This is a genomic window from Paraburkholderia dinghuensis (assembly GCF_003837865.1).
In the GTDB taxonomy this organism is placed as follows: domain Bacteria; phylum Pseudomonadota; class Gammaproteobacteria; order Burkholderiales; family Burkholderiaceae; genus Paraburkholderia; species Paraburkholderia dinghuensis.
In genome coordinates this window covers 252,822-278,990 of the sequence record NZ_RQIS01000007.1, presented here as the reverse complement: position 1 = coordinate 278,990, position 26,169 = coordinate 252,822, and the positions used below count along the sequence as shown (strand labels likewise).

The following is a 26,169-nucleotide window of genomic DNA, read 5'->3' as shown; positions in this document are numbered from 1 at the left end:
TCAGCGGATCGCGTGCAGCGAGGCAGTCTGCACGTGCAGGTCGGTGGCGTGGTCGAGCTGCCCCGCCACCCACACCGCGCGCTGTGCGGTGGCTCCCGAGGCCAGCGCCCCCACCGCGAAGCGCCAGCCGCTGCCGATGGCCCAGAACTTCTGCGGGCCGATGACTGACCTGTCCTCGATGATCGTATAGAGACCCGTGCGGTTTGCCACCAGCGCGTTAAAGTGACTTTCTTCTGTCTGCGTCGCCTCAAACTCGGGGCGGATGAGCGCCGCTTCCCTGAGCATCATGTGCAGCGCGCGCAGCGTGTCCATCAGCGTGTGGTTCGAGCCGGAAAGTGGATAGCGTGCCGCCTCGACCTTGGCACAGCGCTCCACGTGCTGGACTACGGCGAGCGGCCCTGACAGGCCCAGCAGCCACCCGTCACCGTGCAGTATCTTGTGCACCGGATCGGCATAGGCGAAGTCGCTGCCCGAGAGGCGCGAATCTGCCGCCATGGTGATCGCACCATCGTCATTCCGTGCTGCTATCGTCGTCATCGCCTGCTCCCAGCATGTCGTCGGTGATCTGCACGCACAGGCAGTCGGTGCGCAGTTCCGCGCTGCCATATTTCGCGAGTCCTCGCCCCAGCGCCGAGCGGCAGCGGGCCTTCAGGAGCTGGCCGTTGCGCCGCATGTCGGCCAGCGTGTCCTGGTAGTCGATGTGCCGCCGCTGGCACCAGTTACGGAAAGCCTTGCGTGAAATATAGGCACGACGGCTTTTCTGCTCAAAGCGCACCTTCAGTGTCCCGCCTGGCGCGATGTCGCGCACCACGTAGTCAGCGGCAAGCGCCGGGTCGCGAGGCTCATGGGATTGCATGACGATCACGGTGCTGCCGATGTTCTCGTTCAGAAATTCGGCCAGCCACGCGCCCCTGCCGCTGCGGCTTTCCTTCACTTCCTGCCGCTGCGCGGGCAGCAGCATGTCGATGACCCAGCGCTCGACGCGTGCAACGTCGATGTCGTGCAGGCCCGCCGCACGTGCCAGTTCCGCGCCGGTCAGGATGGCCGCCAGTGCCGTGAACCACATGCGCTCATCGCGGTTTGCCTGCGCATGACGCATTAGCACCTGCAACCGTTCGCGGATCAGTCCGGCGAGCTTTGAGGCGTTGGCAACCATCCATTGCACGTAAACCTGCCCCGCGTGACCATAATTGTCTGCTGCCAGACTCACGACAGGCTGCTCGGCTATCCAGCTCTGGTCGGCAGGATTGATCGGCGGCAGATGGATTTCCAGCAACCGGTTGAGCACCGCCGCGTGTTCTGCGTCGTTCGTGCCGGTGAGCATGTCGCGAAGTGACCGGTTGCCTGCCGACAGATAGACCGACTGCCAGAAACGCCCCTGCGAGAGGTCGAGCGCCGAGGTCATGCGGTCGCGTTCCTTGCCGCTCGCGAGTGCCAGCAACAACGGAAACACTTCCTCGGGCTTCGTCATGGCGACTTCATCGAACATCAGCGGAATGTTGCGCAGTACCCCCAGTGTTGCCATCAATGCATTGCGTGTATTGCCGTAAGGCGTGAGCGGCGCATGCGCCACCAGAGCGCCGGGTTGCCCCCATATGGCTGCCGCAATACACATGACCGAGGTTTTGCCTGTGCCCGACTCGCCACACAGGTGCACCAGCAACCCCGCACAGTCGGTGAAGTGCAGCAGCGGTGCACCGAACGCCGTAAAGAGCGCGAACGCCATCGCTTCCTGCCCCGGCTTCGCGTAGAGGTTGGCGGCACGTTTCCAGTTTTCCAGCAATCCTGCCGTGGTGAGCCAGCGCGCTACGCCCGCCGCTGTGCGCGTGAGGCGCACGGGTGTAATCTCGACACGCGCCGGGGTATCACCAGCGGGCGTGACTGCGGTATACATGTTTGTTCCCGTCGTGAACGTGTCCGCACTCACCCACCCTTCATGCGCGTACTGTGGCACCGGATGGTTCCTGCGGCGAATCTGGCGGACATAGGCTCTCATATACTCGACCGTGTGATGTTCCTGTCCGGGCGCAAGGGTGACGCCACGGGTATACAGTTCTCCGACCAGATCAACCGGGCGGCTCAGCAACGACCCCGACAGGTCAAAGGCATACCAGAAGTGGCGTGGCGAATCCCAGGCCCGCACCCAGTAGCGGAAAGTTTCGCGTCCTTCGTCATCGTGGCCCTGCACAGCTTCGGTGACGTGAACGGGCTGGTGCATCATCCGCACGCGCTGCGTCTGTTCGTTGCCATTCCCGTCTTTCACGCGTTCGAGGAACCAGACACCCATGGGCCGTCGTTCGTCCATTTCATCGGGCAGTACCAGTTCAAAACGCGGATCACGCAGCGTCATGACCGGTGCCATCGCAGGCACGACGGTGTGCGGCATCACGAGTCCCGCGTGAAGCTGGCCGTCCCCCCTGACCAGGTGTTCCGGTCTTTCGCCGCAATCCGCAGGCAGTAACCGGTCAAGACCCAGCACGATGGGAGAGCGGATCAGCCCGTGATGCGGGCAGGTATCGCACACGCCGGGTCGCCGGTCGTTGAAGGTGGCGCAGGTCATCGGCATGCCGCCCGCGCCCTGCTGGTGCGCGAGCGTGGCGAGCTTCGCATCGGTGTCCTCGCGCCGGTAACGCGTGGTGTCGCGCGCCGACAGTGCATGGCACCAGCGCTCGCCCTGTACACACAACCGCACCACCGACAGCATGCCGCGCCACACGTCCTCGCGTGCAAACGCGGCTTCGCGGACCTGGCGGCATCCGAGGATGACCGGTTCGGCGGACTTCGGCAACGACGCATCGAGCGCGGCCAGTAGCCCCTCCGTGTGAGCGGCGTTGCCATTGATCCTGCCGCTGGCAGGCGTCAAGTCACTTGTGCGGGCCTGCACAAGCGACATCAGTTGCGTGCGGAATGGTTTTGCTGCCGCTACCAGCCGCTCCACCAGCTCGACACTGGTATAGGCATCGTTCACGCGCACCAGCTCCACCGGTCGCGGCCTTAACGGGTCCTTGCGGTTCAGGGTGCCTACAGGCCGCAGGATACGCGCGGCATCGGTGGTGCAGGCGTGATCGGCCTTGAGTCCCAGCCCCTGGGTGATCACTTTCAGCAGCGTCGCAACGCTGCGCCAAGTCGATACACGCAGGTCCTCGGAAAACGGCCAGTAGAGGTGGTAGCCGTGGCCGCTCGCGACGACGAGCGGCCATGGCAGGTTCGCGTCGTGGATAAAACGCGTGATCGCTCTGGTGGCTTCATCTGCCGTGGCATAGGCATCGTCCCGCTCCGGTTTCACGTCGATGTCGAGCCACAGCGAGCGTACCGTGTCCACGTTGTCCTGGGTGCGATAAAAGCGCTTCACGCCGCGTGCGGCTTTCGCGGGATTTTCGTGCGCACGTTCAGCATCGCGAAAACCCGCGAGCGCCATGTAGGCGTCGCCCCCGGCTGCGTCGATGGCGGCAAGGTTTGCTGCCAGCGCATCCACGTCCGCGTGGGGCGTGTTGCGCCAGTAGCTGTACTGTGTCCGCCGTATGGGTCGGGCGGCACACAGCCACCCGCGACGCGGCAGCACGCGTCGCAGGAAGCCGCCCATATCATTGCGGTTCATGGCTGTGTCCGGCCACGTCCCCTCAGTCGTCGGTGCCGTTCAGAAGGGACTCGATCTTGCCCTGCAGGAACGCATCCCCCAGGCCCGACTCCGCGCCTGGCTCATCCTGCACGCCGCCTTCATCGTCGTTCTGTGCGTCACCGTTCATGCCCGTGAAACCACGGGCTGTGTTCACCGGTTCGGCAGGTGCGACGAAGCCGCCCGAACGTGGCCGCCCGCGTGGCCGCGTGGTCTGTGCCGTCTGCGGCGCGACCGGCGCACCACCCATGGCATCGTTGGCGGCATCCTTCGGCGTGCGCCGTGCGCGCCGCGCCGTGCCTGCTGCTGCACCCGCTGCGGCAGACGGCGGCGGGGGCGGTGCAACAGGCTTCGGCGGCGGCGGCGGCGGGGCCTTGGGTTTCGGCACGTCGAGCGTGTGCGGATAGTTCGCGCGCAGCTCGTCCAGCACCATCGCTTCCGTCACCATCGGATGCTTCGCCCACTCGCGCAGCGCATCGGGCACGTCCGGGTGATCCAGTCCCAGCGGCTCCTGCGGTGGTGGCTCGAACCGCGTTTCCTGCTGCGTTTCCTGCTGCACCGGCTGCGGTTCGCCGTGCAGGTCGTCATCCGCGGCAGGCTCCACCGGCACCGCAGCCGCGTACTCCTGCGCATCGACGTTCAGCAGATGCAGCACGTCCGCGTCGCGCGAACGCAGCGCCGCCGCCGAAATCTGCGCAGGACTCAGGAATGACGCGCGCTGTTCGGTGTTCAGCGCGACGCCAAAGCGCACCACCGGCACGGCCTCGCGGTCATCGAAGGTCAGGCGCGTGATGATCGCGTGTGGCGGAATGCCCTTCTCAAAACCAGACCGGGGTGTCGCCAGGAACGTCACGTAGTCTTTCAGCGAGCGCGCATTGTTCGCCGGGTCCGGGTCGCCGAACAGGCTCATCGCGTTGATGTCGAACGCCCAGGCATCGCCCTCGATGTCATCGGGCGACACCACCACGATACGCTTCTTGAACGCACACGCGCGCCCCACGCCCTGCGGCCCCGAACCCTTGATGTTGTTCGGGCATTCGGCGCAGGAGTTGACCGTGCGCCAGCCCTGGTTCGTCTGCACCTGCGGAATCTGCTCCATGGGCGCATCGGGGGCGACGCCATCGCGCGACCAGCAAGTCGGACGCTGCCCTTCCGTTTCCTTGCTGTAGCCGGTCCTGTACCAGATGCGGCCTACCTCCGGGTGCGCGGCGATGATCACCACGTCGAGCCAGTGTTCGCGACGCACGCCCACTTCCGTGCCGCCCTTGAAGAAGCGGAAGTGCTTGCCACGGATCGACATGCGGTTGATGCCGCCCGCCAGTCCCCCGCCGAGCGCCGCACCGATGCCGCTGGTGTCGCTTTTCAGCAGTGCCAGCGTGCGTGCATCCGGTGTGCCAAAGATTGCCAGTTCATTCATTTCCCTCTCTCCCGGTAATTAACGGTTGTCCTTGCCCAGCCACATCTGCGCCTGCTTCAGGTACGCCAGCGCATTGACCTGCGCGGGCGAGCGACGCGCGCCCAGCGCTTCCAGTTGCGTGAGCGCCGTGCTCACATGCGCGGCGGGTGTCAGCTCGCCTGCAGGTAGCTGCTCTGCTGCAGATTCCCCTGCTGCGGTTTCCAATGCGGGTGCCGCTTTCGCGGCGCGCTTTCTCGTTGCCATATCAACCTCCTTTCCACGTTGCCTCATGCTGCTGCCTTCGCCGCCTCCGCTGCGCGGCGACGTACCGATACCGCGTACTCCGACAGGACGGTGATCGAGGGCGGCACCCGCCCATTATTTGCCGCCATGTACGCCTGCACCGTTTCCTTCGTCACCCGCTTGTGCAGGTAGGCGAATACCTGCGTCGGGTCGGCGCTCGCCGTCTTGAGGCGATCCGCCTCGCTCAGGAGCCACCCGTAGAACTTCGGCCAGCCCTCCGATGCGCACGACACCATGACGTTTTTTGAACGTGTAACAGTCGCATCCGCCGTCCTGAAGCCGTCCGAATTGCGCCGCTGCATGCGCGCGAGCATTTCGGTTTCGATGTCGCCTTTGGTCGCCTTGATACGCTTGAGGGTCTGGTTCAGCTTGTCTTCCTGCGCGCCGAGCATCCGGTAGATGCGCGTGAGTTCGCTGTCGGTGGCCTGCGGCCAGTTGATTGCGTTGCTGTTGCTCATGGTTTCTCCTGTAAAGTCACTTGCCGGTTAGGGGCGCTACGCTGTTTCATGAACGATTTCGCGGAACAGCTCGATGATCCGTTCCTGCAGGTCCACGCCTTCACGCAGTGAGCGGAACAGCCGCCGCTCGGCTGGCGTCGAATGCAGATGCACGATAGCGGGCGTTTTCGATTTCTGCAGGCCCGAGTTGATGCGCTCGCACGCCTGGCTGTAGACGAATGCGCCGTTCATCGGCGGGCCGAAAAACACGATGGTGTCTGCTGCCGCCAGCTCGACCGAAAACGCCGCCGTCCTCGGGTGCAGCACCAGCACATGCGGAGCGGCTTCGGACTGGAAGCGCGTGAAGATGTCGCTGCGCTTTCGGCCCGTCACGTCACCGTCGACGCGCGCCACCGTCCAGCGCTTTTCCAGATGCGTGACAAGCGCATCCATCGCCGCCCGGTACGGCGCGAACACCACGGTCTTGAACTCGCCCTGCCCGATGATGGTGTCCAGCACCGACAGCCGCTCGTGCATGTCGAGCATGAGCGCCGCACCCGTATCGGTTTTCACCGCCCCGGTTGCCACCTGCAGGAGCTTGCCCACCAGCACGGCTGCGTTCGCTGCCGTGACCGTGTTGCCGTCGTCGGTCGCGACCAGCATGTCGCGCCGTAGCGCCTCATACAGTTTTTTCTGTTCGCGCGAGAGTGGTGCTTCAAACTCCAGCGTCTGCAGCGGCGGCAAACCCAGCACCTTGTCCTTCTCGTAGCAGATCGCCGGTTGCATCGCCTGGCTGACGAGCTTTTCCGAACCCGCAAGCGGCAGGTACTTGCGCCGGTTGCGGCTCTGGTACATCGTCATGTTCCGCCATGCCGTGCGCGAGGCCGGAACCTGCTTCGGGTCGATGAGCTTGACCTGCCCATACACGTGCATCGGGTCGCCCGGTGTGCCCGTCACGCCCCAGGCGTAAGCTGCGAGGCGCACCACCTGCTCCGCCGCGCCCCAGCGCTCCGTCTCGGGGTTCGCAAAGTCGGTGATTTCATCGACCACCACCACGCCGATACGCCCCGAGCGCACCGCCCCGGCCAGTTCCTTCGCGATCACGCCAATGCCGTCCGGGTTGATGATGTACAGGTCGTAGTCCTGCGCCAGGAGCTTGAGCCGCCGCTCGCGCGAGCCGGTCAGCACCGCCGCCGACCAGTGCGGAAAGAGGCCGAACGCTTCCGCTTCCCACGTCGTGTGCAGGCCCGACACCGGCGCGATGACGAGCGCCGCGCGCACGAGACCCTGCGCGCGCAGGAAATCAATCGCCAGCAGGATCGAGGCGGTCTTGCCCATCCTCGGCGGATGCAGCACGAAGGCACGCGTGCGCTCGGTCAGGAACGCTGCCGTGTCGGTCTGGTGCGCCATGACGCGGTGACGCCCCCTGATCAGGGGCGCACGGTAACGGTAGCGGTAGACCTCGTGGCCCTTCACGTTGATGCCGAGATTGCGCAGCACGCGCATCACGTCCATCGTGTGCGGCACCTTCACCAGCGCATGGCCCCGGTACGTGAAATCGTGGCACGACGGGATCAGCGCGCGCACCCGTTCGGGGTGGCGCAGGTTGAGCACCATTTCGTTCTGCTCAGGAATGACGACGGGCATGTTTGCCTTCCTCGGGGTTCTGCCTCATGCGGCGGCACACGGCCTGCCAGGCGGTGCCACTGAGCGTGAGCGGGTTGTAGTCGGTCCAGGGCTTGAGTGTGGCGAGCGCCACGCCGCGCTCATCTGCAATGCGCTGCATCGCACCGCCCACATGCCGGTGCACCGCCAGCAGCATCTGTTCAAACACCACAAGATTGCCGTCATGCACGATGAACGCCAGGCCGCCCGCCTGGCGAATCTGCTTCAGGCGCAGACGCTGCAGGGCTGACACCGGGCTTTTCGCGGTTGCCTTGGTCTCCACGCCAATCAGCGCCCCGTGCAGGCAGACGAGAAAATCGGGATGCCCCGACTCCCCGAAGCCGAACGTGACGACCATGGCGCGGTACGCGCCCACGCGAGTGAACAGCGCCTTGCACCGTTGCTTGACTTCACCTTCGGGCGTGCCCATGTCAAGTCACTTGCCGATATGTCGTCCGTTATGGACGCAACTCAGAACGGGACAATGCGCGCGGCACAGCCCGCACGGCGTGGGCGAATAGCGGCCACTCGCCTGCACGGCCTCGTAGCGCTCGAATTCCGTGACCAGGTGCACGGGATGAAATGTGCTGCGCTGCGCGCGAAACGGCACCATCTGACCGGCGTTCAGGAACACCAGTGCGCTGTCGATCACCTGCACCTGCGGGTAATGCGCGAACGTCAGCAATGCCTGGATTTCGAGCTGCTGCACGTCGCGGCGCAACTTGCCGGACTTCCAGTCGAACGTCACCGCGCGCTCGTCCATGAGCACCGTGCAGTCGTCCTTGCCCTGGAGGTACTTCGCTTTGGCGTTGTGCGCGCAGGGCTGCATCTGCCGGTCCACCGCCATCCAGTGTTCAACCTCGATGACGGCCCGCCTGCGCAGGACATCGAGCGTCCGGCCCAGCCACTCCAGATGGGCAAACTCCTGCGGCAGGCTTACTTCGTCGCGGATGCGGAACTCCAGCGCCCGGTGCAGCCGGTTGCCGTCGTCCACCGCTTCGCTGGGTTCGAACACGGCTTCCTTCGTCACGTACCTGCCCTCGAACATGCGCGGGCAGTTCTGGAACGTCGAAAGCGCGGTCTGGCTAATGGGGATGAAGGTGCCCATGGTGTTCACGCATTCCCGGCTTCCAGGCGTATCACCTGAAGCCACTGGAATACGTCCTCCTCGCGGCCCCGGAAGGTGCCGTCCCACTCGCCCGCGAACGGCTGCAACAGCGTGCGGGCGAGCGGCGCTTCGCGCGGCGAGACGTGAAACGAAATCTGGCGACCGGTGTACGGCGTCAGGTACACCACCGTTTCGAACCCCGTCGCCGCCTCGGGGTCCACGCCCCAGCCGACAAACGCCACCGTATTGCGCACGTGCTTCACGCCCTCCAGATATGCGCCCATGAAGATCGCCGCGAGGATCGCCAGGTTGTTGCGTTCGCCGTACACCCGGTCAAGCTGTTCACGCAGCACACTGCATTCGTCCTTGTCATCCGCATTCATCTCAGCAACTCCCATAGTTGGGGCCTGTCCCGGCCTTACAGTCGAGCGGCAGACCCGGCACCCAGTCAGGCACATCACGCATGCAACTGCGCACCCAGGCCAGCGCTTCACCGGCCTGTTCCTGCGGCACCACCATCACCCAGGCGTCGTGCTCGTTGAGCACCACCGGATAGCATTTTGCGATGCGCCGTGCCTGCCACTTCATGATGGCGAACGCGAGCGCCTGGGTCAGGTTCTCGCAGAGCTTCGCCCCGTATAGCCGCCTGCGCTGCACGCTGTGCCCCCTGCGCCGGTCGTACACGGTTTCATCGGACATCTCCCGGTTTCCATCATCTCGAACCAGTTCCCGGCGCAGACGCGGATAGTTCAGCCACAGGCCATCGGGCAGACGCACGCCCGGTGTAGGCACGCCAAACAGCTCACGTGCGCCGTCATAGAAGAAAAGTTTTTCATCGGGTCCGCCGAACCAGCCGCTGCCGCCTTTGAGCATGGCTTCGAGTACGGCGTCGCAGCGTGACCAGAATTTCACGATGCAATGTTTGGTCCGCCGGTAAACCTCGATGACGTGCTGCGCCATGTACGGCTCCATCACCACACCATGCTGGGCGCGCGCCATCTTCATGAAACGCTCCCAGCCCATGCCGAAGCCTGCACCGAGCACCACGGCCTTGCCGGTCTGCCGCCATCGCACCATTACCGGGTCCCCGGCCTGCACGCCCTCGCGGATGGCCTGTGCGTCGAGTCCGCTGATCTGCACGGCCATGTCGGCATAGGGGTCACCGCCCGTGGCGAACAGATGCAGCAGGTCGAGCTGGTTCGCCTCGTAGGCGAGCGTGCGGGCCTCGACCTGTCTTGAATCACCTGCCACGACGACATGTCTGGCTGGCGCTTCGATGGCGACGCGCATCGCGTTGCTCTGGCCTTCAACACGACCTGTGGGAAGATTCTGGATTCCGACGCCATCATCACTGGCGAGGCGGTGCGTGTGCGCACCGCTGACCTTGACCGGCACGCTCAGGCGGTCGAACTCCGACAGCACAATCAGTTTCTCCAGACGCGATTCCTCGATGGTCGATTTCGCACCGAGACGCGCGGCCACCAGCGCCTGGAGCTTCGGGTCGTCACACCCGGCCAGCGCCATCAGTCCTTCATCGTTCTTTGCATAGGCAAACGTCAGCTTCGACGCATCAGAGGGTGACGGCTTCACCGGAATGCCAAACGCCACCGGTACACCGCCCGTGCGTTCGTTACGCTCCTGCAGGTACGTGAGGTAGCCGGTTTCATCGGCAAACCACTTCATGGGCAACCCGCCACCCAGCAGTTCCAGTATCCTTGTCATCCTGGCGCTGGAAGCCAGCGCCGCTTCAAGCTGGGCCACGGACTGCACATGAAGCTGCCGCGCGAGCGTCGCCACCAGTTCCGCCTTGCGCTCGCGTACCCGTTCCAGCTCCGTCTGCAGCACCGCGCGATTCAGATGCAGCAGCGGACATGCGGCCATCCTGATGGCAATGTCGTGCCATCGCAGTTCCCCGACCGGCAGCAGCGGGAACATCACATGGAACAGGTCACGGCAGAGCACCGTATCGTTGCGGCAGTACGCACCGTATGCAGCCAGTTCATCCGGTGTGAAGTCGGCGCGACGCTTGCCCTTCGCCCGTACCACCTCGTCACCCTTGCGCGGAATGTCATAACCCTGTGCGCGCAACAGGTCGGCCAGCGCCGCGAGCGACGCGCCCGCCGTATGGTCGATGCCCAGCGCGCGTGCCATCGACAGCGTGCAGACATAGCGCCCCGGCTCGATGCCGAAGCGCCACGCGAGCACCAGCGCATCGAAGAAGGCGTTATGCGTGATGAGTACGGTGTCGCGCCACCATGACGGCTCACCGAGCGACTGGCGCAGTTCCCCGGCGTCGCCGGTATGCCAGGACACCGGCCCATCGCCCACGGCCATCGAATAGCCGATGGTCTCGAAGCGCGGATCGCGCACATACGCAGCGGTCGGCATGCGCGACAGGGAATAGTCGTCGTCATATGCCGACTCAAAATCGAGAAACACGAGCTTCATGACGCCCTCCAGGAAAATCACAGGGTGTGATTCCTGGACGCGTCATACCGCTCGACCACGGTGAAGCGTCGGCATACGATGTTCAGCCGGTCGAGCATCCAGCGTGGCACCGGACGCTGCTTTTTCACGATCATCTGTGCGTAGGAGGGGGTCATGCCCAGACTCATCGCCATGTACTCGATGTTGCCGCCGTAATGACGATCAAGCCATGCCATCAGCCGCGTGTGTACCTCGTCATCCGTCAGGGGATGCCGTCGCCCCCTGCCGGGGACGCGGGGTTCATCGGCAACCGGTTTTTCGTCCGGTTCAAGCGTGACGTTTTCCATGGCAACCTCCAGCTTAGTCAATTAGCATAACTAATATAACAATTCGTTAGACTCCCCCGTGGTAATCGCCCATCTCAGTTATTACGTCCCCGGTTGCGCCGCACCGTCATCACACGCAGGTTCGACGGCGCGTTGGTGCCGCCTGATTTCAGGCGCTGGATATGGTCGATGTCACGGTTGGCGATGGCAGCAGGTCCCAGCCTGCGCGCCATCGTGCGGCGTGCGGCGTTGCGTGCGGCGCGGTCCTGCTTCTGCGTCGTGGACGCGTGGTCGCGCCGGTATTCCTTGCGGTAGTCGCGGTCCTTCGGGTCCTGTCCCATCGTCATCTCCATGTTGTCCACCGTTACGCAGCATTCGCGAACGTCAGGGGCTGCAGCAGTGCCCACGCCTCCATGAACGCATGCACCTGCGACGGTGCGACTTCAAGCGTGTACACATGGTCATTCGCCGCCTCGCCCGCATCCTCACGCAGCTCGGCCAGCAGTTCGTCGCCGCCCAGCACGCGGGCAAACGCATCGACCGCCACCGCCACCTGCTGAAGCTGTACAGGCGTGAGACCGGTCCGCAACGGCGGCGTGCTGCGCTGCTTTTCTTCCAGCTTGCGGATTGCTGCTACCGTCACCTTCGGCGCTTTTAGTGGTTTCGCGGCCTTCACACCACCCTTCGGCCTGCCGTTCTCGGGCGCGGTCTGCGCTTCCTGCTTCACGGTTTCGCGCAACCCCTTGAGCACCTGCACCAGGTTGTCCCCGTGCTTTCGGAAAAGGGCGATTGCTGCCTGCGCATCAACCTGCCCGTCCGCAACCATCGTCTTCGCTTCGCTGGGTATCCTCGCCAGTACGAGGTACTGCTCGACCAGTTGCGGCGTGCGCGCGATGCGCTCCGCGATTTCCCGGTTGGCGAGGCCCCGGTTCTTCATGCGCTGGATCACCACCGCGAGGCCCAGCGGTGTGTGCTTCAGGCCATCCTCTGCCGTGAACACCCGCGCGTCGCGGTCGTTGTCGTCGCCCGTGAACGGGAAACCGAACAGCCAGGGAATCTCTGCACCTTCGGAGCGCGCCAGCAGTGCACCACGCCGCCGCTGGTGGCCCTCGACCACGAGCACGTGGCCATTCATCACGCGGAACTCGATGGGCGGCACATAACGGCCCGCCTTGTACGCATCAGCGAACGCGCGGATTTTCTCCACGCATTCGGGACTGTCATAGTCACGCGGGTTGTAGCCTTCTTCTTCTTCCAGCAGATCGAGCGGAATCTTGTACGAGCGGTCTTCCTTGATGACGCCTGCATCCGCAAGCGTGCGGATCGAATTCGTGGTCCTGGCGCGTTCGAGAAGGCTGGCTTTGTTTACAGGCATGGCTATGGCTCCTGGGGAAAAAGGATAAGAAACGAACAACAAAAGGGAATCGGCCCACCGTGAACACGGCTGGCAAACGCAAGCTCGCTGCCCCGATCCGGAGAGGACGGGTCAGACGCTATCAGCTAACGCTTCGTGTCATGCACTCGGGGTGATCAAAAGCAACCCGCCACATGCAGCCAGGGCAGATAGCGGACGGCGTACCCCATACGGAAGGCCGTTCGATCAAGTTAGATGGGCGACGTGGTGACGACGTACCGTGCTGCTGGGGCCAAATTAGGGGTGGGACGGCCCTGGTGTCAACGCGTACCTGGCGACTGCAACCTGGTGAGAGAGAGGATCATCGGTGACGACCGGGCGTCACTGGTGCTTCATGAGCCTATGCCTTGTACCCGATGTGAACGCCAGACGCGTGCATGGGATATTCGGCAATGTGGTCATTATGTACGCCCCATACGACGAAATCAAGCAAGCTCGCGCTTACGCATTATCCTGCACGACCTCATAAAATGACCGCACCGATTCCGGCAATACCATGAACTGGTTACGTAAATCCCCGGTAATCAACGCGGACAGGACCGACTCTGCCGCACAGCCCAGCGCCATGGCAGCGGTTTCATCGCCCTGCTGCTGCAGCGTCTGCGCACGCTTGATGCAGTGCTGTATCCGGCCAATCAGCGGCATGGATTCGACCAGCACACCGTTATCAACAGTTGTTAATTTCTTCATGATTTTTTCCAATCAAACGAATTAATTCAATTAACAAAACGACAAAGAGAATTCAATCCCATTTTAATGTGGGGAATGGCTGCGGGGATTAGCAAGGATTTGCACTGCAGCGCAGAACAACCAATCCGTCAATGACAGACAGAACGTATTAATATTCACACCTTAAAACCGGCAATGGCACCGGTTTATTGCACCGATAAAATGGCAGTACAACGCGATAAAATGACCGTACAAAATGTATTGTTCATCAGCGGCATGGAGGCGGGCGAGGTATGCTGTTCCCCGCGTCGCACCGTGTGGGGAATTGTGGGGGAACGGATTTCCCCACGTCAAGCAAGCTCCCGCCTGGCCGGTTCCCCACGCTCACAACAACACAGGCAAATTCCGTGCAAACCCAAGCCACACAACCGCCTCCGCTTCATGGAGCGAAACTTGTTTTCGCAACCATCGCGGTGTCAATGGCAACCTTCATGAACGTGCTCGACACGTCGATCGCCAACGTCGCAATCCCGACGATCTCGGGCGACCTCGGCGTTTCCGTCGATGAAGGCACATGGGTCATCACCGTGTTCGCGGCCGCCAACGCCGTGTCGATTCCGCTCACCGGCTGGCTCACGCAGCGCTTCGGCCAGGTTCGCGTTTTTGTCTCGTCGATCCTCTCGTTCGTGTTGGCCTCGTGGCTTTGCGGCATCGCGCCGAGTCTGCCGTTCCTGCTCGTTGCGCGCGTCCTGCAGGGCGCAGTCGCGGGTCCGCTGATTCCGCTGTCGCAGGCCATCCTGCTCGGTTCCTGGCCGAGGGAAAAATCGGCCACTGCGCTCGCGTTCTGGGCAATGACGACGACAGTCGGACCGATCGCGGGCCCGGCGCTCGGCGGCTGGATCACCGACAGCTACAACTGGTCGTGGATCTTCTACATCAACATTCCGGTGGGCCTGTTCGCGGGCTTCGTGACGTGGATAATCTACCGCCACCGCGAATCGCCGACGCGCAAGCCACCCATCGACGTCGTGGGCCTCGGTCTGCTCGTCGCGTGGGTCGCGTCGCTACAGATCCTGCTCGACAAGGGCAAGGACCTCGACTGGTTCAATTCTCCCTTGATCGTCGCGCTGGGCATCACCGCCCTCATCTGCTTTTCGTTTTTCCTGATCTGGGAACTCACCGAGGAACATCCGATCGTCGATCTGCGGCTCTTCGGGCAACGTAACTTTCTCGGCGGCACAATCGCCATTTCAGTCGCTTACGGCGTGTTTTTCGGCAACCTCGTGTTGTTGCCGCAGTGGATGCAGGAGTATCTGAACTACCGCTCGGTGGACGCGGGCCTCGTCACCGCGCCGCTCGGCGTGTTCGCCGTGATCCTCGCGCCGGTGGTCGGCCGCATCCTGCCGCACTCGGACGCGCGCGTTATCGCAACGGTCGCGTTCGTACTCTTTTCGATGATTTTCTTCATGCGCGCGCAGTATGTGCTCGAAATCGACACATTCCACCTCGTGCTGCCGACCTTGCTGCAAGGCATCCCGATGGCGCTCTTCTTCGTGCCGCTCACCGCGATCATCCTCGCGGGACAACCGCAACATCGCATACCGGCCGCCGCGGGCCTCTCAAACTTTGTGCGTGTGTTCTGCGGCGCGGTCGGCACCTCGATCGCAACGAGCGCCTGGAACAACCGCACGATCCTGCATCACGCACGGCTCACGGAGCAGGCTTCCGTGAATAACCCCGCGTTCAACCAGTCGATCGAGAACACGCAGACGCTTCTGCATATGAGCGAGCCGTCGGCGCGCGCGCTGTTCGATTTCGATGTGACGTCGCAGGCCGCGATGATGGGCCTGAACGACATCTTCTACATCTCGGCGATCATCTTCCTCGCCATCATTCCGCTAATCTGGGTCACGAAGTCGACGAAGGGCGCCGGCGGCGGGGGCGCGGCGGGCGCGCATTGATCGGAGTCCACGTTTCATCTCCCATTGGAACGTGTTCCGAATCATAGGAGCAGAGACCATCCGCCCGTACAGAAAGGACGTTGCCCGAATCGCGCACGAAAAGAAACCATTGCTCGTACGTCGGATCGTCGTCATACGGCCAGGTTTTCAACTCACCGCCCAGGTCGAAAGTGAATACCCATGCGCCCGGCGTCTCGCCCCATGAGACAGACAGCAGCTTTTGGCCGTCGAGTCGCTGCACCGCAGACTTGATGTCATCGTCCGGCGAGTCGCTGTAGGCGGCCTCTTTGCCGTTCAGCGTGATTGACCAGTTGCAGCAATAGATCCACAAGTGCCACCTGCCAGTCACATTCACGTCCCGGCGGCTCAAACGTTCCCGGACACACTCAGACGCACCGGGTGCAGCAACTCGCGGCTCTCTGATCTGAAGCTCAGGCTGTCCGAACTCGAGCGTAAGAAAGCTGCCGTGGCCGTGCTTCACAGACCAGGCGGGATGCCCGTAGACAGCGGACCATATCCGGTTGAAGTCGGCAATCTCCAACTGTCAATCCTCGTCACCGCGCTGCTCACCTGGCTCTTCGCCCGCGTCGGAAAGCAACTCCGATAGCTCAAATGGGGAGAGCTGCTTCATTTTCTTTTCAAGCTTGCGATCGTACTTCCGGTCATTCGGATCCAACGCGTGTGCCTTACGGGCGTACTGCTGGACAAAGAGGCCGAGTTCTCCCGCCAGCCGGGATTTGCTGCGTTTCGTGGTCATGCTTCGAAAATGGCATAACCGCATACTCGGTGTAAATCATGCCAACTGAATCCGATTTGATCGCCGGCAACGATGGGCCGGTCTCCGATTAATCGAAGGCAACGGGCGACGACAATCACGCCACTGGCCACCCCGCCGACATGCGCTGCTTTGGTTCAATATGTCTTTCGGGTCAACGTTCCCGTGCCACGCGGGTACCGTCGAGCATGAATCGAAAAGCGCGAGCCCACTCGCGCCGGCGCGGCTGACTACCCGCACGGCGCACCCGATCCTCCGGTTCGTCCGATACAGTCGCGCGCCGGGGCGCACCGGATCAGATCGCGCCGATCAGCACTTCCGCGGGAATATGCAGACCCGCGTGCAATCGACGGATCATCGAGAGGCTCAGCGCGCGCTTGCCGTTCAGCACTTCGTAGACGCGATTCGTATTGCCGATATACGGCTTCATGTCGGAGGCTTTCAGCCCCTGCTGCTCCATCCTGAACTTGATCGCTTCGACAGGATCGGGGCTCGCGAGCGGGAAGTGCGAGTCTTCGTACCGCTCGACCAGCAGCGACAGAATTTCAAGCCGATCGCCCTCCGGCGTGCCGGGGGCCGGGTCGGCATCGACAAGCGCGGATACGGCGGCGAGTGCAGCCTTGTAATCTTCTTCAGTGCGCAGCGGACGAATATCCATTCCCATTACTCCATTTCCACGTTTGCCGCATCTACCTTGTCATACTCGGCGTGGGTGCCAACAAACTTGATATACACCACGCCAATCCGGTAAGCGACCGCGACGATCAGTCGAAAATCGTTGCCCTTGATGTTGAACACCACCCGATTCTTGCCGACGAAACTCGCCGAACCGTAGTCATTCCTGATGTCCTGGGGTGTTTGCCAGGCAGCTTTGACTGCTTCGGCGTGCCACGACAACAGCGCCTGTTCGGCTCGTGCGTGATTTCTGATGAAGTCCAGCAAGGCTTTCTTGGCAACGATACGCATGGGTTATGGTAGTCCCATATTAGGACTTTCGCAATGGTTTCTGGCTCCGGCGAAAACAAAAACTAAACGCCGCCTGTCCTGCTTGCGGAGGACACATCCGTTCTGGGTGCCAGAACGAATCGCTCCATCGTCGAAGTCTATCTTCCCGGGCGCGAGACCAATAGCTGCCGAATGGCTAACCGTGTGGGTGCCCCGTTAGCTTTCAAGCCGGGAGCCCGCTGCAGCGCCCTGGTCATCACCCATTTGCCCCCCAAAATTCACTTTGACAAACACTCTTACGATATATATCTTAAGACATGTTTTACGATATCGAAAAGGAGGCGACATGCGCCACCCTCATTATTTCGGCCGCAACGGCTGCGGAGTTTCGAGCCGTATGTCCACCCTGCACGCGTTTTGGCACGCCATGGGCCGGCACCGTTCACATGGCGAAGGAGCCGGCGGCTGGGGCGAGCGCTTCAGCCGAGGGTTCGGTGACGGCGACGGCTATGGCGACGGTTTCGGCCGAAGCCGCAAGTTCACGTCGGACGACCTGCAACTCATGCTGCTCGCGCTGCTCGCCGAGCGCCCAAGCCACGGCTACGAGCTCATCAAGGCCCTCGACGCCCGCTCGAACGGCTTCTATAGCCCGAGCCCCGGCATGGTCTATCCGGCCCTCACCTGGCTGGAAGAAGTCGGCTATGTAAGCGTCACGGTGGAAGGCAACCGCAAGCGCTATGAGCTGTCGCCCGAGGGCCGCGCGCATCTCGATGCCCACCGCGAACGCGCCGACATGATCCTCGCGAGGCTCACACACTTCGGACGCAAGATGGACTTGATGCGCCGCGCGTTCGCGGGACAGGATCTGGCCGACGAAACAGAAGGTGGCTGGGTGCGCGAACTGATCGAAGCGCGGCGTGCGCTCAAGCATGCACTGCTGCGCCGCACCGATGCATCGCCCGATGAGCAGCGCCGCCTCGCCGCAATCCTGATGCGCGCCACGCAAGAAATCGAACAGGTCGGCGCCTGATCCCGCGCGGACAGCCCGTCTCAACCGGAGAGCCATTTATGCAAAACCCGTCAGCGCTTGAAGTCGTCCGTGTGCGTCATCCGCTTAAGTTCCGGCTGCTGCGCGTCGCGCGCGTCGAGCCGCTCTCGCCCTCGCTCGTTCGCGTCACCCTTACGGGCGACTTGAGCGACTTCGTTTCGGCGTCGTTCGACGATCACGTCAAGGTGTTTTTCCCGGCCTCAGGCGCCACAAAACCTGCTTTACCAGCGCCCGGCCCGGATGGCCCGATCTTCCCTGAGGGCGCCGGGCGCCCCGTCATGCGCGATTTCACGCCGCAGCGCTTCGACGTCGAAGCGGGCGAGCTCGACCTGGTGTTTGCGCTGCACGAAGCCGGCCCGGCAACCACGTGGGCAACGCAGGCACAGCCGGGCCAGTATCTGGGCATCGGTGGTCCGCGCGGGTCGATGGTGATTCCGTCCGGCTACGACTGGCATCTGTTGATCGGCGACGAAACCGCCCTGCCCGCAATCCAGCGGCGCCTCGCGGAATTTCCCGCAGATGCGCGTGTGGCGGTGGTGATTGAAGTCGCGAACCGTGCCGCCCGTATCGAACTGCCGACCGAAACCGACTGCTACGCGGTCTGGTGCTATCGCGACGAAGCGATTTCTGACAACCCGTTGCTCGACGCCGTCCGCGAAATCTGGCTGCCGCCCGGCGTTGGACACGTGTGGGCGGCAGGCGAGGCGTCGGGGATCCGCGCCGTGCGGGCGCACCTCGTGAACGAACGCGGCGTCGATAAAAAGTGCATTCGCGCATCGGCCTATTGGCGGCGCGGCGCGCAGGATGCGCACGAGGCAATCGAGGACTGAGCCGCAAAGCGTGTGGCGCAAGTGGGCGCAGCGTTTCATCGTGCGCGCGTCGCGCCGGATGTATCGACCATCGGCGCGACGGTTTGCGGGGGATGCGATGCCGCCTTCAGCGGCTCCGGCGTGCGTGCGACGCTGCGTATAGCATCGCATCTGAGTTATCGCCCATTTCCGCTCACGGACGCCACGCCCATGCCTTCCTCAGTACGCAACTCGCTCGACTGGATACTCGAAGCCCTCGAACGCGACGCCGGCTACTTGCGCAAACGGATGTTCGGCTGCGACGCCGCCTACATCGACGGCCTGTTGTATCTCGTCGTCGCCGATCGCGAGGAGCCGTTCAACGGTTTGCTGGTCTGCACGTCGCACGACCGTCACGCCGCGCTCATCGAGGAAATGCCCGCTTTGAAGCCACATCCGGTGATCGGAAAATGGCTGTACGTCCGGCAAGCCGATCCGGCGTTCGAAGACATCGTGGAAAAGATGACGGCGCTTGTACTCGCGCGCGACGAGCGCATTGGCGTCGAACCGCCCCCACGTAACCGCCGCAGCAAGAGCGTACTGCCGAAACCGTGAGGCGTCGGGCAGCGAGCGAAAACGTCGCCGCCCGCCCGCGTCTCAGGCCTTTCTGCGCGCGCGTACGGCCTGCGCCAGCGTATCCAGCACCGGTGCGGTCTGCGCCCAGCTGATGCACGCATCGGTGATCGACACCCCGCGCTTGAGCGGCACGCCCGGCTTGAGATCCTGGCGCCCTTCTTCAAGGTGACTTTCGATCATGACGCCGACGATCCGCCGGTCACCGCCGGCAACCTGACCGGCGATGTCGCTCGCGACCTCGATCTGCCGCTGATGCGCCTTGTTCGAATTCGCATGCGAGCAGTCGATCATGACCTGCTCGCGCAAGCCGGCCTTCGCGAGCGCCTCGCAGCATGCCGTCACCGACGCCCGATCGTAATTCGGCCCCGTCTTGCCGCCACGCAGGATCACGTGGCAATCGTCGTTGCCGCGCGTTTCGAAGATCGCAGCCATGCCCATCTTCGTCATGCCCATGAACGCGTGGCTCGCACGAGCGGCCACGATGGCGTCGGTGGCCACCTGCACGCCGCCGTCGGTGCCGTTCTTGAACCCGATCGGGCAGGACAGCCCCGACGCCAGTTGCCGGTGGCTCTGGCTTTCGGTCGTGCGCGCGCCGATCGCGCCCCAGGCGACGAGGTCGGCGATGTATTGCGGGCTCAGCAGGTCGAGGAATTCGGTGGCGGTCGGCAGTCCGAGCGCGTTGATGTCGAGCAGCAGTTGTCGCGCGGCGCGCAGGCCTTCGTTGATGCGGAAGCTGCCGTCGAGACGCGGATCGTTGATATAGCCCTTCCAGCCCACGGTCGTGCGCGGCTTCTCGAAGTAGACCCGCATCACGACGAGCAGATCGTCCTTCAGCGCGTCGGCCTTCTCCTTCAGCAGCTTTGCGTACTCGATGGCCTGGTTGTGGTCGTGGATCGAGCACGGCCCCACCACGACAATGAGGCGGTCATCGCGTTGTTTGAGCACGTCGGCGATCTGCGCGCGGCTCGTTTCCACGAGCGTCTGCCTGTCTTGCGGTACCGGCAGTTCGTCGAGCAACAGTGCGGGCGAAATCAGCGGACGCACGGCGCCGATGCGCACGTCGTCGATGCGGGTGGAGTCAACGGTGGCGTCGGCAAAGCCAACTTCCTGATCGTGCTGCGGATTGTCGATGCGGCTCAAGATGCTCTCCTGCCTCGCGCATGGCGCGGGTCTTGCGGTTCGGTGCTGGGCGATGCCAGGAACAGGCAGGATTATCGCATCCGGCGGCGCACTGCGGCGCGGCGCGCCCGGACGCCGGTCAAGGCGGCCTCGCGCCGCCTCGCGAGCGGGCGTTCAAAGGCGTTGAAGAGCATTGAAATGCTTTGACATGCGTTGAACTGCACAAGCCGGACGACCGACGGGACCGCGGCCCTCACAAGCCACGCGTCAGGACGCTGTTCCCATCGGATCACGCTTGCCGCGCAAGCGCCGCGCGATGCGCACGAGCGCGTGCCACTGCTGCGCGATCACGCTCTCGCCGTAGTCGAGCCCCTCGCCTTGCGGCGTGGGAAGCTGGTCGCGGATACCGGTGGGCTCCAGCGTCTTGTTCCAGGAAGCGCTGCCGAACAGCGTGTCCCACCACGGAAACAGCACGCCAAAATTGCAGCCGTAACGCGTGCCTTCGTGGCCGTAGCCGATTGCGTGATGGCGGCGATGGAACGCCGGGCTCACGACGATGCGCTCCAGCACAGGGCCGAACGGCAGCCGCACGTTGGCGTGCTGCACGCTCTGCATGAAATTGCCGACAGCCACAAGCACGACGTACTGCGCGGGCTGCACGCCAATGAAGAGCGCGATAGCCGCGAAGAATGCTGCGTTGATGATGTCGTCGAGGAAATGATTGCGATCGTCGCACCAGAGCGACATCTGCTGCTGGCTGTGATGGACGGCGTGCAGTTCCCACCAGATGCCAATGCGATGCTGCCAGCGGTGATACCAGTAGCCCGCAAAGTCCAGCACGACGAGGTAGATCAGGAACGACACAATGGACTTGTCGGTCACGCCAGGCCAGAGGCTGTCCACGTCGATGTTCGGCACGTTGTAGATCGCCATCAGGCTCTGCAAGTGGCTGAACACCGGCTGCAGCATGAAGAAGAACGCGAGGTTCAGAATGCCGAGCTTCGCGATCCACGTGTACCAGACGTCGGCGCGCACCGCCTTGCGGTCGCCCCAGGCTTCGACGGGCCGAAGCGCTTCGAGCGGGCGCAGCACGATGTAGCTGAGCCCGACCTGGAGCAGGCCGACGATCACCCAGTAGAGCGCGTCGTAGGTGTCGTCGTCGTAGCCCATCAGGCCGACCTTGTAGTAGACCGGCTGGAACACGTCCACGTAGACCAGCGTCTGCAGCCACGATACGGCGTTGTCGAGCTGCGAGATCAGGGTGTCAATCATCGAGTCTCTCGAATGAGTTCTTCGGGGCCTGCACACTCAGTCCGGATTCGGCGCCACGACCGGCGCCCGGTTGGCGAAATAGATGCCGTGCGGCGAGCGGCCGACGGCGATCGTGTCGATCAGCTTGTGCGTCGTGAGATCGATGATTCCGACGTGCCTCGCGAAGCGGAACGTCACCCACAGATAGCGTTTGTCTGCGGAAAGTTCCATATCGTCGGGGCCGGGACGCAGGCCCGTGATATCGGCCGTTTTCGTGAGCGTCGTGTAGTCGAGGATGCTGATCGTGCTTTCAACCCGATTCGACACCGCGACGTGCTTGCCGTCGTCGAGATTGCGGAAGTTGTGCGCGCCGCGCCCGGTCTGGATTCGCTTCACGACCGTGCGGTTGCGCCAGTCCACCACGGCCACGTCGTCCTCGCCCGTCATGCCGACGAGCAGATACTTGTCGCCGGGCGTCATCCACAGGCCGGCGGGGGTGCTGCCGACCGGCAGTTTCCACAGTACGGTCTGTGTGGGCAGATCGATCGCGGCCACTTCACCCGTGTCCTGCAGCGTCACGAATGCGGTCTTGTTGTCGGAGGCGAACGTGATGTGGCTCGGCGTCTTCGCGAGCGCAATGCGCTTCACGAGCGTGACGTCGTGGCCGTTGTAGCTGTAGATGTCCACACGGTCGAGGCGCAGACCCGTCGTCACGAACCACTTGTGATCGGGAGAAAAGCCGAGTTGATACGGGTCCTCGATGCCCTCCACGCGACGCTGCACCTTGCCCGTGCGCGGATCAAGGAACATCAGGTCGTTCGATACGGAGTCCGCGACGATCAGCGACTGCCCGTCGGGCGTGATCATCAGGTGGTGCGGCTCCTTGCCGGTGGGCTCGGTGCCGACCACGGTGCGACTCGCTTCGTCGATGAGCGAAAGCTGCGCCTCGCCGGAATCGAGCACGATGACCTTGTCGTCGGCGTGGGCGAGCGTGCCCCACGCGAGCGCGCCCATCAGCAACGTCGAAGCGATGCGGGCTTTCGTAATACGGATGATCGGATATTCAGGCATTTCGTAAGGGAGAGAAGCCGGTTGCAGCGCGAGCGCCCGGTTTGTGCTGAGATAGGCAGGTGCGGCGGCGTGTCGCGCACGGATTGTCTGCTTAACGCGTGAGCCCCCCAATCCGATGACGCGTTTTTCGCGTCGCGAGCCTTGCCGCGCAACGCCGCGCGTCGTTCCGCCCCCAACTTCGAGGAGCCGTGCATGCATCAGCGCATCCGCGAAGAACAGTTGCCCGAAGGCCTGACGAAGAGCACGACGGCTGCGGTGCGGGAAGCGCTCGAAGGACGCCGCCGCGGCGCCGCGCTGCTGCTGCCGCTGGCGGGCCCGGCCGTGGTGGTGTCGGTGGCGTACATGGACCCCGGCAATTTCGCCACCAACATCCAGGCCGGCGCGCGCTACGGCTATGCGCTGCTGTGGGTAGTGGTGCTCGCCAACGCCATCGCGATGCTGTTTCAGGGGCTCTCGGCCAAACTCGGCATCGTCACGGGGTCCAATCTCGCCGAACTGTGCCGCGAACACCTGCCCGCACCCGTCGTCTGGGCGATGTGGGGTGTGAGCGAAATCGCGGCGATGGCAACCGATCTCGCCGAATTCCTCGGCGGCGCGATCGGGCTAGCCCTGCTCTTTCACATGCCGCTCCTCGCCGGCATGGTGATCACAGCTTTGGTGACCTACGGCCTGCTGCTGCTTGAAGGCGCGGGCTTCAGGCCGCTCGAACTCGTCATCGGTGCGCTCGTCGGGATCATCACGCTTTGCTATCTGGTCGAACTCTTCGTCGCGCCGATCGAGTGGCCGAGCGTCGTGCACGATCTCGTCCGACCTCGCCTTCCCGATGCACCGGCTGCGATGATCGCCGTGGGCATCGTCGGCGCGACGGTCATGCCGCACGCCCTCTTCCTGCATTCCGGCCTCACCCAGGCGCGCGTCGTGCCGCGCAACGACACCGAACGCACCCGCCTGTTGCGCTTCTCGAACATCGAAGTCGTGATCGCTTTGACCGTCGCGGGACTCGTCAACATGGCCATGGTCATCATGGCTTCCGGTGCTTTTCACCAAGGCTTTCCCGATGTCGCCGAAATCGGCAAAGCCTATCGAACGCTCGTGCCGCTGCTGGGCATTGGCGCGGCGGGCGTGTTCCTGCTCGCGCTGATCGCCTCGGGCATCTCCAGTTCGGTCGTCGGCACGATGGCCGGGCAGATGATCATGCAAGGCTTCATCGGCTTCCGGATTCCCGTGTGGCTGCGCCGCCTCGTGACCATGGTGCCGAGCTTCGCAGTTGTCGGCTTCGGCGTGAACGCCACCCAGGCGCTGGTCGCAAGCCAGGTCGTGCTGAGCCTCGCGCTGCCCGTGCCGATGGCTGCGCTCGTCTGGTTCACGAGCCGCGCCGACGTGATGGGCACGTATCGCAATCGTCGCTTCACGGTCTGGCTCGCGGTGACCGGCGCGGCTATCGTGCTCGCGTTGAACACGGTTTTGCTGCTTGGTATCGGCGGCGTCGCCGTGCCCGGCCTCGGCTGAACACACCGCACGCGTGCAAATTCACGGGAAACCATGCACCATTAGCTTTTTTGGCCGCGTCGCGCCGTCTCACCGCTGCGACGCCTTTTACAACCGGCACGCCACTTGCGCGCCACCAAGCGCCTTCCGGATACCACCAGGCAACACCAGGCAACACCAGGCAAAACCAGGTACGACGAGGCGCCACATCCGATCTGCCATGACGAAACAGCCTGTCCAAGCTGCGCCCGACGAAAGCGTCGACATGATCATCTTCGGCGGCGGAGGCGACCTGGCCGCGCGCAAACTGCTGCCCGCGCTTTATATGGCGCACCTTCACGGCAACCTGCCCCCGGAAACGCACATCATCGCCGTGGGCCGCAAAGACTGGACGATCGAGCAGTACCGCGCGTTCATGGAGGAACAGTCGCGCCCCTTCGTTGAAGCCAAAGCTTTCCATAAGGAGGCATGGGACCGTTTTCTTGCCTTGTTCCAGTATGTGGTCATCGACGTGAACGTCGGCCGCGACTACGCTCGCCTGCTGGAAGCTTCCCGAAAGGACGCGCTGCGCGTGTTCTATCTCTCGACGTCGCCCGAGCTCTTCACGACGATCTGTGACAACCTCGAGTCCGCGAAGCTGCTGGACGAACGTTCGCGCGTCGTGCTGGAAAAGCCGCTCGGCCACGACCTCGCGTCGGCGCAGGAAATCAACGAGTCGGTCGGCCGCCATTTCGCGGAGTCGCAGATCTACCGTATCGACCACTATCTCGGCAAGGAGACGGTGCAGAACCTCATGGTGCTGCGCTTCGGCAATCCGATCTTCGGGCCGTTGTGGCAGGCGCCGTACATCCGCAGCGTGCAGATCACGGTGGCGGAGACTGTGGGCGTGGGCAGCCGCGCGGGCTTCTACGATCACACCGGCGCGCTGCGCGACATGGTGCAGAACCACCTGTTGCAATTGCTGTGCATCGTCGCGATGGAGCCGCCCGTCTCGCTCGACCCGGATGCCGTGCGCGACGAAAAGCTCAAGGTCCTGCGCTCGCTGCGCCCGATGACGCTGGCCGACATCGCACGCGACACTGTGCGCGGCCAGTACGGAGCAGGCGCCGTGGACGGCGCGCCGGTGAAGGGCTACCTCGAAGAGGACAACGTGCCGCCGGGCAGCCGTAACGAGACATTCGTCGCGCTGCGCGCACACATCAACAACTGGCGCTGGGCCAACGTGCCGTTCTTCCTGCGCACGGGCAAGCGCATGCAGACGCGCCAGTCGGAGATCGTGATCGAATTCGCCGATCTCCCGTTCTCGATCTTCCCGAGCGGTCCGCGCAACTACGGCAACCGCCTCGTGATCCAGCTTCAGCCCGAGGAATCGATCCAGTTGCAGATGCTGGCCAAGGAGCCGGGCAGCGGCATGAACATGCTGCCGGTGAGCCTGAACCTCGATCTGCAGCAGGCGATCCCTGAGCGCCGCGCGGAAGCCTACGAGCGTCTGCTGATCGACGTGATTCGCGGCCGTCTCACGCACTTCATGCGCCGCGACGAACTCGAAGCGGCGTGGACATGGGTCGAGCCGATTCTCAACGGCTGGGATGAGCTCGGCGACCGGCCGCGCACCTACACGTCAGGCACGTATGGACCGGCCGCTTCGTCCGCGCTGCTGGCGCGCGAAGGGATGTCGTGGGCGGAGGAAGCCTGATCGGGATGCATCGACCGCATCGACCGCATC

Annotated in this window: 27 protein-coding genes; 6 read left to right on the top strand and 21 right to left on the bottom strand. The window is 63.4% G+C overall.

Annotated elements, in window-relative coordinates; all coding sequences use genetic code 11:
• The 14 genes from D1Y85_RS12135 to D1Y85_RS12070 all read right to left on the bottom strand — a co-directional run bounded on the left by D1Y85_RS12135 (position 1) and on the right by D1Y85_RS12070 (position 13,382).
• A complete protein-coding gene (locus D1Y85_RS12135; RefSeq protein WP_185218963.1) occupies positions 1-495 on the bottom strand; it encodes an Ntn hydrolase family protein in 495 nt (164 codons plus the stop codon).
• A gap of 16 nt (positions 496-511) precedes the next feature.
• Positions 512-3,598: a DUF927 domain-containing protein gene (locus D1Y85_RS12130; RefSeq protein WP_124151289.1), complete on the bottom strand. Its 3,087-nt coding sequence runs from the start codon at positions 3,596-3,598 to the stop codon at positions 512-514.
• 22 nt (positions 3,599-3,620) lie between these two features.
• Positions 3,621-5,033, bottom strand: a complete 1,413-nt coding sequence (locus D1Y85_RS12125) for a hypothetical protein (RefSeq protein WP_124151288.1) — start codon at positions 5,031-5,033, stop codon at positions 3,621-3,623.
• Between the two features lie 18 nt (positions 5,034-5,051).
• Positions 5,052-5,276 (bottom strand): hypothetical protein, encoded by a 225-nt coding sequence (locus D1Y85_RS12120; protein ID WP_124151287.1) that lies wholly within the window; start codon positions 5,274-5,276, stop codon positions 5,052-5,054.
• 23 nt (positions 5,277-5,299) lie between these two features.
• Positions 5,300-5,773, bottom strand: coding sequence for a hypothetical protein (locus D1Y85_RS12115; protein WP_124151286.1), 474 nt, complete (start codon positions 5,771-5,773; stop codon positions 5,300-5,302).
• A gap of 36 nt (positions 5,774-5,809) precedes the next feature.
• Positions 5,810-7,399, bottom strand: a complete 1,590-nt coding sequence (locus tag D1Y85_RS12110; protein ID WP_124151285.1) for a helicase-related protein — start codon at positions 7,397-7,399, stop codon at positions 5,810-5,812.
• The gene (locus D1Y85_RS12105; RefSeq protein WP_124151284.1) at positions 7,380-7,847 is read right to left on the bottom strand and encodes a hypothetical protein; all 468 of its coding nucleotides are present in this window, start codon (positions 7,845-7,847) and stop codon (positions 7,380-7,382) included. Before D1Y85_RS12105 ends, D1Y85_RS12110 begins: the two co-directional genes overlap by 20 nt.
• Positions 7,848-7,853: 6 nt before the next feature.
• Entirely contained in the window at positions 7,854-8,525 is a 672-nt protein-coding gene (locus D1Y85_RS12100; RefSeq protein ID WP_124151283.1) for a PD-(D/E)XK nuclease family protein, read from the bottom strand.
• 5 nt (positions 8,526-8,530) lie between these two features.
• On the bottom strand, positions 8,531-8,908 hold the full coding sequence (locus D1Y85_RS12095; RefSeq protein WP_124151282.1) for a hypothetical protein: 378 nt from the start codon (positions 8,906-8,908) through the stop codon (positions 8,531-8,533).
• Between the two features lies 1 nt (position 8,909).
• A complete protein-coding gene (locus D1Y85_RS12090; protein ID WP_124151281.1) occupies positions 8,910-10,973 on the bottom strand; it encodes a DNA polymerase in 2,064 nt (687 codons plus the stop codon).
• 17 nt (positions 10,974-10,990) lie between these two features.
• Positions 10,991-11,299: a hypothetical protein gene (locus D1Y85_RS12085; protein WP_124151280.1), complete on the bottom strand. Its 309-nt coding sequence runs from the start codon at positions 11,297-11,299 to the stop codon at positions 10,991-10,993.
• 74 nt (positions 11,300-11,373) lie between these two features.
• Positions 11,374-11,619, bottom strand: coding sequence for an HNH endonuclease signature motif containing protein (locus D1Y85_RS12080; RefSeq protein WP_124151279.1), 246 nt, complete (start codon positions 11,617-11,619; stop codon positions 11,374-11,376).
• 23 nt (positions 11,620-11,642) lie between these two features.
• On the bottom strand, positions 11,643-12,653 hold the full coding sequence (locus D1Y85_RS12075) for a ParB/RepB/Spo0J family partition protein (protein WP_124151278.1): 1,011 nt from the start codon (positions 12,651-12,653) through the stop codon (positions 11,643-11,645).
• 480 nt (positions 12,654-13,133) lie between these two features.
• Positions 13,134-13,382: a hypothetical protein gene (locus D1Y85_RS12070; RefSeq protein WP_124151277.1), complete on the bottom strand. Its 249-nt coding sequence runs from the start codon at positions 13,380-13,382 to the stop codon at positions 13,134-13,136.
• A 386-nt stretch (positions 13,383-13,768) separates the two neighbouring features.
• On the opposite strand from D1Y85_RS12070, the gene D1Y85_RS12065 reads away from it, so the two are divergent.
• Positions 13,769-15,322, top strand: a complete 1,554-nt coding sequence (locus D1Y85_RS12065; RefSeq protein ID WP_484217434.1) for a DHA2 family efflux MFS transporter permease subunit — start codon at positions 13,769-13,771, stop codon at positions 15,320-15,322.
• On the opposite strand, the gene D1Y85_RS12060 is transcribed toward D1Y85_RS12065, so the two are convergent.
• The 4 genes from D1Y85_RS12060 to D1Y85_RS12045 all read right to left on the bottom strand — a co-directional run bounded on the left by D1Y85_RS12060 (position 15,270) and on the right by D1Y85_RS12045 (position 17,063).
• Positions 15,270-15,863 carry a hypothetical protein gene (locus D1Y85_RS12060; protein WP_124151275.1) on the bottom strand — a complete coding sequence of 198 codons (594 nt, stop codon included), beginning with the start codon at positions 15,861-15,863 and terminating at the stop codon, positions 15,270-15,272. The genes D1Y85_RS12065 and D1Y85_RS12060 overlap by 53 nt on opposite strands.
• A 3-nt stretch (positions 15,864-15,866) precedes the next feature.
• Positions 15,867-16,079 (bottom strand): hypothetical protein, encoded by a 213-nt coding sequence (locus D1Y85_RS12055; protein ID WP_124151274.1) that lies wholly within the window; start codon positions 16,077-16,079, stop codon positions 15,867-15,869.
• Positions 16,080-16,392: 313 nt separating this feature from the next.
• Positions 16,393-16,755 (bottom strand): helix-turn-helix domain-containing protein, encoded by a 363-nt coding sequence (locus D1Y85_RS12050; protein ID WP_124151273.1) that lies wholly within the window; start codon positions 16,753-16,755, stop codon positions 16,393-16,395.
• Positions 16,756-16,760: 5 nt separating this feature from the next.
• A complete protein-coding gene (locus D1Y85_RS12045) occupies positions 16,761-17,063 on the bottom strand; it encodes a type II toxin-antitoxin system HigB family toxin (RefSeq protein WP_124151272.1) in 303 nt (100 codons plus the stop codon).
• A 325-nt stretch (positions 17,064-17,388) separates the two neighbouring features.
• Between D1Y85_RS12045 and D1Y85_RS12040 the strand changes: the two genes are divergently transcribed.
• The 3 genes from D1Y85_RS12040 (at position 17,389) to D1Y85_RS12030 (ending at position 19,493) form a co-directional block, all read left to right on the top strand.
• Entirely contained in the window at positions 17,389-18,072 is a 684-nt protein-coding gene (locus D1Y85_RS12040) for a PadR family transcriptional regulator (RefSeq protein ID WP_124151271.1), read from the top strand.
• 38 nt (positions 18,073-18,110) lie between these two features.
• Positions 18,111-18,920, top strand: coding sequence for a siderophore-interacting protein (locus D1Y85_RS12035; protein ID WP_124151270.1), 810 nt, complete (start codon positions 18,111-18,113; stop codon positions 18,918-18,920).
• A gap of 189 nt (positions 18,921-19,109) precedes the next feature.
• On the top strand, positions 19,110-19,493 hold the full coding sequence (locus D1Y85_RS12030) for a hypothetical protein (protein ID WP_124151269.1): 384 nt from the start codon (positions 19,110-19,112) through the stop codon (positions 19,491-19,493).
• A gap of 42 nt (positions 19,494-19,535) precedes the next feature.
• On the opposite strand, the gene D1Y85_RS12025 is transcribed toward D1Y85_RS12030, so the two are convergent.
• The 3 genes from D1Y85_RS12025 to D1Y85_RS12015 form a co-directional block, all read right to left on the bottom strand.
• Positions 19,536-20,654, bottom strand: coding sequence for a 3-deoxy-7-phosphoheptulonate synthase (locus D1Y85_RS12025; RefSeq protein WP_124151268.1), 1,119 nt, complete (start codon positions 20,652-20,654; stop codon positions 19,536-19,538).
• A gap of 246 nt (positions 20,655-20,900) precedes the next feature.
• Complete coding sequence (locus D1Y85_RS12020; protein WP_124151267.1) at positions 20,901-21,905, bottom strand: sterol desaturase family protein; 1,005 nt, start codon at positions 21,903-21,905, stop codon at positions 20,901-20,903.
• 36 nt (positions 21,906-21,941) lie between these two features.
• Positions 21,942-22,898: a YVTN family beta-propeller repeat protein gene (locus D1Y85_RS12015; RefSeq protein WP_246024891.1), complete on the bottom strand. Its 957-nt coding sequence runs from the start codon at positions 22,896-22,898 to the stop codon at positions 21,942-21,944.
• 249 nt (positions 22,899-23,147) lie between these two features.
• Between D1Y85_RS12015 and D1Y85_RS12010 the strand changes: the two genes are divergently transcribed.
• Together D1Y85_RS12010 and zwf are read left to right on the top strand one after the other, a co-directional pair.
• The gene (locus D1Y85_RS12010; protein ID WP_124151266.1) at positions 23,148-24,464 is read left to right on the top strand and encodes an Nramp family divalent metal transporter; all 1,317 of its coding nucleotides are present in this window, start codon (positions 23,148-23,150) and stop codon (positions 24,462-24,464) included.
• Between the two features lie 199 nt (positions 24,465-24,663).
• On the top strand, positions 24,664-26,139 hold the full coding sequence (gene zwf, locus D1Y85_RS12005; RefSeq protein ID WP_124151265.1) for a glucose-6-phosphate dehydrogenase: 1,476 nt from the start codon (positions 24,664-24,666) through the stop codon (positions 26,137-26,139).
• The last annotated feature ends 30 nt before the right edge of the window (positions 26,140-26,169 follow it).